A 6,229-nucleotide genomic window follows, 5' to 3' on the forward strand; every position below is an offset into this window, starting at 1 on the left:
TTTTATATTTTACTCATCAATTACAATTAACTTATTCTTTGAATCTTTTTTATATTGTATTTTACAAAGATCACAAAGAAAATTTTCATTTAATTTAGTACCACACTTGCAAACATATCCTACAATTTTCCCTGGATTTCCAACAACTAATGCATAATCTGGCACATTCTTTGTAACCACACTTCCTGCTCCAATCATGGCATATTTACCAATCACAATCCCACATATTATAGTGGAATTAGCTCCAATAGAGGCACCTTTTTTAACTAAAGTCTTTTTCACTTCAAATTCACTATTAAAAGCTCGTGGATAAAAATCATTTGTAAATGTCATACTTGGTCCAAGAAACACATCATCCTCTATGGTAACTCCATGATATAAATTCACTCCATTTTGAATTTTTACATTGTTTCCTATAATTACATCAAAGTCAATATATACACCTTTACTTATTACACAGTTATACCCAATATGAGCATTTTCTCTAATTTGCACATCATTCCATACTTTCGTGTCTTCACCAACTACAGCCCTATCACTTACTTCAGCAGTTGGATGTACAAAATAATTCATAAAAATCAATCCTTTCTAATAAAAAACAATAACTATAATTTTGAATATAATTCAACCAGTTTTTCTTCTTGCTTTTCCCAAGATAAATCTACTTGAGATCCAATAGAATTGTTAACTTTCTTAATATACAAATTCTTATCTTTTAATAAAAGATCGATTTTTTCTGCTATATCATTTAAATTTGCACAAGTAAATCCAAAATCATACTTATTAATAAATTCTTTATATACATCAAAATCTCTTACAATAATTGGTTTAGATGCAAAAACATAATCGAAAAATTTATTTGGAATTGTATATTTCATATTTTGCACCATATCTCTTGGATAATATACTAAAATATCCGCTGAAGCTGTATATTCTAACAGCTTACCATTATCTAAAAATCCTAAGTACTTGATTTTTTCTTCTACATTATACTTTTTAGCAAAATCAGTTAGTTCTCTTAGATACTCTTCACTACAATTTCCTGCAAACATAAATAAAGCATCTGATTCTATGTATTTTAAACTTTCAATTATATATTCCAATCCCCTAGAATAATCAATATTACCTTGAAAAAAAATTATATGTTTATTTTTTTCTATTCCAAATTCTTCTCTAAGTAAATTTACTTTTTTATTTACTCTATTCTTAAAAGGTTTAGTGTTATATAAAGCCGTAGGTTTTTCATTTAATTTATATTCATAATAAAGCTTTTCTGCTATAGTATCTGTTACAGTAATTACAGCATCCGCATATTTTATGTAATTACCTCGAATATCTATAAGCACTTTTGAAGCTTTATATTTATTTTCATCATTATAATTTTTCTTGATTATATAATCAGGAAAATATTCATGCGAATCACATATGAATTTTGCATTATCCGTTTGAGAGAGTATATAGCCTATAGGCCAAGTTTCCGTATCATGACAATGATATACATCATACTTTTCATTAACAGAATTCATTAAATCAAAATGAGCTAAAAGATATTTCTCTACAAGTACAGAGGTTCCGAGATTATATCTAAAAACTCGCTTTACTTTATATCCATTTCTTATTTCTTCTAGCGGTAAATCGTTCGCTATTTTACATAATATTGTAACTTCATGTCCAGCTTTTGCAAGACTCTCAGCTTCTTTTTCCACTCTATTATCTGGATTTAATGGGTTATCCAAAATCATTGCTATTTTCATTTATATCCTCCAATATTTAAATCCACTTTCTTCTGCTTCCCTCTTACCTATCACTGCTTTTAAATCCATAAATATAGGATGTATTTTCATAATACTAGAAAACTCCTTAAGATTATCATAAATAATTCCATCTTGTTTTACTAAAGCTAAAATTGCATCAGAATTTTCAATTGCCTCTAATTGAGTATCTACTTTATAAGTATACTTAGTGGAAACTTTTGGGTCAAAAGCTTTAACTTCAACTCCCTTTTGTAATAATAATTTAATTATTTCTATAGCAGGACTCATTCTATCATCATTTGAATAATCCTTCATTGCTATACCTATAACAGCTATTTTAGACTTTTTTATGTCTTTTCCTATTGAAATAAGAAGTTCTTGTAATTTTCCAACAATAAATGAAGGTATTTGTTCATTTTTCTTCCTACTTAATTTTAACAAATCTAACTCTAATGATATTTGTTCAGCCTTTGCATTTAAATAATAATACGCATTAGGAATACAATATCCCCCAACGCCTGAACCCGGCATTAATAAATTAACCCTTTTATGGGTATTAGCTAATTTAATTACTTGAAAAATATCTATATTTAATGCTTCCGTAAATCTTGCAAATTCCTGAACCATAGCAATATTTACATCTCTTTGCAAATTTTCTAATATTTTTGCTGTTTCAACTATTTTTATACTATCTGCTCTGATAACTTCTGCATTACATATTATCTTTAATAGTTTCTCAGCTCTACGCGCACTTTTCTCATTTATTCCTGCTATAACAGTAGGCATACTTTCAAACTCTTCAAAAGCTCTTCCTTCTGCAATTCTTTCAGAAGCATATGCAAGATAGAAATCTTCTCCACATTTTAAACCTGAATATTCTTCTAATAAAGGCTTTATTAACTCATCAGTAGTTCCTGGTACAACCGTACTTCTTATAAGTATCAAGTCCTGCTTTTTTAAGTTTCTAGCCACATCAACGATGGAACTTTTTAAATCACTAAACTCGGCATTTCCGTTTATTATTGGAATTCCAACAGTTATTATTATGTTGGAACACTTTTCTACTCCTTCTGATATTAATGTGGTTGCTTTATATTTATTTAACCTTAACTGCTCCTCTAAAATGTTCTGAATCTTTTTATTTTCATGCTTTTCAGTATGATGAGTTACTCCATTATTTAGTTCATTAACTAGCTCCTGTTTTATATCTACCCCAACAACATTACAACCATTTATTGAATAACTGAGAGCTAACGGCAACCCAACAAAACCTTGGCCGATAATACATACATTACACATACTGTTGACTTTACTCATCTGATAAAACATCCTTTCAGTATTATTTAAAAATCATATCAGTATTCTTCTTTAACAAAACTATTATTTTTATCGTAGTCATTCTTAGAAACTTTATTTTAAAAACACGTTTCTAAATAAAGCAAACCAATTTACATTTTCCCACATAGCCTTTTTTAAGAATGAAAAAAATAAACTCCAAAATCTTATTTTCATGCTTAAATTCATAATTATTCTTTTTTGACACTTTTACATTATTTAACACATAAATTTTCACGCCTAAAACATATTATACGTATTTTTAAATTATATCTTTAGTTCCGCAAAATAAAGATATAAATTGTCAATACTATCAAAAAATAAATATGACATACTTTTAACCACCGTGATATATAAACGTTACCACACAAATACACATACAGGAGGTAGTCAGTATGCCCAGTAATAATATTGTATCATTAATGATGAACTTTACAACTACTTAAATAATGTAAACTATGGAATCTCTAAGTCACAGCTTAATCATTTAATCACTATTGTAACCGGGTTGATAAATTTACCTGTTACTAAAACTTTATCTGAAATTGCAAAATTTGTACTGTCTTCAAAAGACAAAAGTTGTGTTTATAGATTTTTAAGTCATTCAAAATGGGAGAATGGTCTTCTAAATACTAATAGACTTAGTCATTTAGACTTTTTTCTTAAGCATAACATTAAACTTGAATCCGTAGGATTTTTAGTTATAGATGATACCGCAAATTCTAAAAAATCAACAAAGAAAATGCAAGAACCATCATATAACTATTCCCATACTGAAGGAAAAATGTCTGCTCCCATTGTGTGGTTACTTTAAATTTTGTTGTAGACGATAAATCTATTCCTTTACAATTTTTCATTCAAGTTGAAACAAGCACTGGGCAAGTTTCCTTACTTTATTTGTGTAAAACAGATAGTTGAATCTTAAGTCTAATGGATGTAAATTTAAGAATAGATCCGCAGGATGCTATAACAAAGTTTCATAGTACTATAATATTGAGAAGTATCCAAAATAGTTTAGAGCATACTTATAACATATTCCAAAATTCTGGTGAAAATTTAACATCTTATGAATGTAAAATAAGAGATGTAGATATAGCAACAGAAATGATGAATTTTACTAAAAATAATATTCTTGCTAAAGCATCTCAATTTATGATTGCCTATGCAAATACCTCAATCTATTAGGATAACTTAAAAATTTAAAAAGTCATAACCACCCGTAAAACGGGTGGCTTGCTCTGAGGCTATAAGCCTCTTTTACACTTAATTTATCCACCATAATATCGTGTTTCTCTTACTCTTGTATATACTTCTTAATAGTTGCTTCATTTAGTCCTACTGTACTAACATAATATCCTTCTGCTCAGAAATGTCTATTCCCAAATTTATATTTTAAATTTGCATGTTTATCAAATATCATCAATGCACTCTTTCCTTTTAAGTATCCCACAAAGCTTGATACACTTAACTTAGGTGGTATACTTACCAACATATGTATGTGATCATTCATTAGATGCCCTTCAATTATCTCTACTCCTTTGTAATTGCATAATTGTCTTAATATAACTCCTATGCTTTCTTTATATTGATTGTATATTATTTTTCGTCTATACTTAGGAGTGAACACAATATGGTACTTACACATCCATTTTGTATGTGCCATATCATTACTTTTATTAGCCATTAAAATCACCTTTTCTTTCGTTATCATAGTAGCTTGAACAACTCTATTATAACGGAAAGGTGATTTTTTTGTATAACTTCTGTCGCGCACCCGCATAGCGCAACATCATAAACTTAAGAAATTTTAAGTATTATTACTGACATTCTTTATTGAATAAAGTATAATTATTTATTTTAAATTCTAAAAAAGAGCATAAAAATCCTATGCAATAAAGATAGATTTTTTTGCTCTTTTAAAAACTACTTTTTTAGTTATTCTGATATTTGTTAGATAAATTATGCTTCCTTGGCTTTTAAGATTTCTTGTAGGAAGAATATATTTTTCTATTGCTTTTTGTAATTGCAGCAGTTTTTCCTCTCTAATCGTGTCATTTGGTTCAATTAATAGTTTTATAAATTTTTCTTTAAACATCCCTATTGCTATATTTTCATTGATCCGGATAGGATATTTATATTCATGTTTTTCTGTTTCTTTTTCTACATTTTTATTTGACGAATGTAAGACATCCTGTATCATATTATAAATAACTATTTGTGCCCAAAAATCTTGGTATACACATAATGTTGCTTTTCCTGTAACACTTTCAAACTTCATTTTATTTTTCAGAGTGTGATATTTTTTTTCAATTTCCCATCTCTTAAAATATAGATTTTCTATTTCTTTTCCACTAAATTCAATTGGGAGATTTGTCATCAACGCAAGTTCACTTCCAGACAACAATAAAATCAGTATTTGGTAATATCTTTTTTATAGCATAAATATTTTTCTTTGCTAGCTCACTTTCACTTGTCTTTATAGAGTCTATTTGCAAATCCAAAAAGAAATGATTAAATACATCAAAGATGCCACTTACTAAAGCTCTTACTTCACCCCTGGAATAATTATTACCACATTCACCGAAAAACGCTCTGTTTTCATCAGAGTTTGAAACTTCCGCCTTACTTCCATCAACAGCAAATACTAGATAGTTATTCCACAATGATGGTTCATTAGAGTTGTAAAAATCCTGAAGATATTCCTGGTTCAAAAATGAAAAAACTTCATAGTTTAGTTTTTTACGTTGCTGTAAATATCCTTGTTTTGAGATATTCATATGATATGCTCCTTTTTGAGTAAAATATTGATGAAGTTCCATTGATGTGGTTAATCCTTTTTTAGAAAGTGTACATAAGACAATATCTGCAAGTGGCATTTTTCTGTTTCTAATAAAACTATTTTGCTTATCTAAACGTGCATATGTTTTTGTAATATCTGAATTAATAGAGTCAAACATTTTTTTAAATCTATTAATATAGTTATTAGACATATACCCACCCCTACTTTAATTTTGTTAGTGTAAAATTTTTTTACACTATTTTTATAAATTTTCTTTATATATCAAGGGTTACAGAGTTTTTTAAATAAAAAAACAATGACCCCCTATTTCATGTTATAATTGAATCTCTCACCAAACAAA

General features: G+C 28.0%; 7 protein-coding genes and 1 pseudogene. 2 read left to right on the top strand and 6 right to left on the bottom strand.

The window, feature by feature from the left end; genetic code table 11:
- Positions 1–9: 9 nt before the first annotated feature.
- The 3 genes from HBE96_RS01965 to HBE96_RS01975 are packed head-to-tail and all read right to left on the bottom strand — an operon-like array spanning position 10 to position 3,071.
- On the bottom strand, positions 10–579 hold the full coding sequence (locus tag HBE96_RS01965; RefSeq protein ID WP_342590146.1) for an acyltransferase: 570 nt from the start codon (positions 577–579) through the stop codon (positions 10–12).
- A gap of 26 nt (positions 580–605) precedes the next feature.
- Positions 606–1,754: a glycosyltransferase gene (locus HBE96_RS01970; protein WP_169296091.1), complete on the bottom strand. Its 1,149-nt coding sequence runs from the start codon at positions 1,752–1,754 to the stop codon at positions 606–608.
- Positions 1,755–3,071 (bottom strand): nucleotide sugar dehydrogenase, encoded by a 1,317-nt coding sequence (locus HBE96_RS01975; RefSeq protein WP_206154794.1) that lies wholly within the window; start codon positions 3,069–3,071, stop codon positions 1,755–1,757.
- Between the two features lie 526 nt (positions 3,072–3,597).
- Here HBE96_RS01975 and HBE96_RS01980 point away from each other — a divergent pair.
- Both HBE96_RS01980 and HBE96_RS01985 read left to right on the top strand, forming a co-directional pair.
- A complete protein-coding gene (locus HBE96_RS01980) occupies positions 3,598–3,903 on the top strand; it encodes a hypothetical protein (RefSeq protein WP_169296092.1) in 306 nt (101 codons plus the stop codon).
- Between the two features lie 116 nt (positions 3,904–4,019).
- A complete protein-coding gene (locus tag HBE96_RS01985; protein WP_169296093.1) occupies positions 4,020–4,274 on the top strand; it encodes a flagellin in 255 nt (84 codons plus the stop codon).
- Positions 4,275–4,296: 22 nt separating this feature from the next.
- On the opposite strand, the pseudogene tnpA reads toward HBE96_RS01985, so the two are convergent.
- From tnpA to HBE96_RS26115, 3 genes and pseudogenes are all read right to left on the bottom strand, one after another.
- Positions 4,297–4,773, bottom strand: a pseudogene (gene tnpA, locus HBE96_RS01990) (IS200/IS605 family transposase).
- Between the two features lie 201 nt (positions 4,774–4,974).
- A complete protein-coding gene (locus tag HBE96_RS26110) occupies positions 4,975–5,466 on the bottom strand; it encodes a hypothetical protein (protein ID WP_243186798.1) in 492 nt (163 codons plus the stop codon).
- A 10-nt stretch (positions 5,467–5,476) separates the two neighbouring features.
- Complete coding sequence (locus HBE96_RS26115) at positions 5,477–6,079, bottom strand: transposase (protein WP_243186799.1); 603 nt, start codon at positions 6,077–6,079, stop codon at positions 5,477–5,479.
- Positions 6,080–6,229: the final 150 nt, after the last annotated feature.

This window comes from Clostridium muellerianum, assembly GCF_012926525.1.
Taxonomy (GTDB): domain Bacteria; phylum Bacillota; class Clostridia; order Clostridiales; family Clostridiaceae; genus Clostridium_AM; species Clostridium_AM muellerianum.

What these genes read in the sequence shown, in the direction of transcription:
- HBE96_RS26110 (WP_243186798.1), bottom strand. Translation starts at nt 5,466, where the DNA reads ATGACAAATCTCCCAATTGAATTTAGTGGAAAAGAAATAGAAAATCTA.
- HBE96_RS01970 (WP_169296091.1), bottom strand. Translation starts at nt 1,754, where the DNA reads ATGAAAATAGCAATGATTTTGGATAACCCATTAAATCCAGATAATAGA.
- HBE96_RS01985 (WP_169296093.1), top strand. Translation starts at nt 4,020, where the DNA reads ATGGATGTAAATTTAAGAATAGATCCGCAGGATGCTATAACAAAGTTT.
- HBE96_RS26115 (WP_243186799.1), bottom strand. Translation starts at nt 6,079, where the DNA reads ATGTCTAATAACTATATTAATAGATTTAAAAAAATGTTTGACTCTATT.
- HBE96_RS01975 (WP_206154794.1), bottom strand. Translation starts at nt 3,071, where the DNA reads ATGAGTAAAGTCAACAGTATGTGTAATGTATGTATTATCGGCCAAGGT.